Annotated in this window: 1 protein-coding gene; it reads left to right on the top strand. The window is 32.8% G+C overall.

Features of this window, described 5'->3' with window-relative positions; all coding sequences use genetic code 11:
• Positions 1 to 321 (top strand): transposase (locus Q4Q35_RS01020; RefSeq protein ID WP_303276058.1); only part of this gene is annotated, 321 nt, incomplete at its 5' end.
• Between the last annotated feature and the right edge of the window lie 85 nt (positions 322 to 406).

Raw genomic sequence — 406 nt, 5'->3', positions numbered from 1 at the left:
ATTTTAGACGAACTTAGCATTGGAAAACATACAAAGAGTGAACTTTGTAAACTCTACTCTATTGCGCCTACAACAGTGAATGAGTGGATTAAAAAATACAACCGTAAAGACTTAATGAACACCAGAGTAAAAGTGGAAACCAAAGACGAAATATCTAGAATTAAAGCACTTCAAAAAGAAATAGAACAGCTTAAAAAACTACTACTTAAAAAGGATCTTGACGCATTAGTGTTAGATTCCTACCTAGAAGTAGCTGCTGAAGATCTAGGATATAAATCTGTTGCTGAACTAAAAAAAAAGCTAAGGGATTTGCTCCTTTAACTACTATAACTCTTTGTTTTGGACTTAAACGCGATGCGTATTATAAATATAAAGATAGAGCTGATAAGCGTGTAAAGATAGAACA

The sequence above is a fragment of the Flavivirga aquimarina genome (assembly GCF_030540835.1).
Classification (GTDB): Bacteria; Bacteroidota; Bacteroidia; order Flavobacteriales; family Flavobacteriaceae; genus Flavivirga; species Flavivirga aquimarina.
This window is presented reverse-complemented; position numbering and strand designations above follow the sequence as displayed.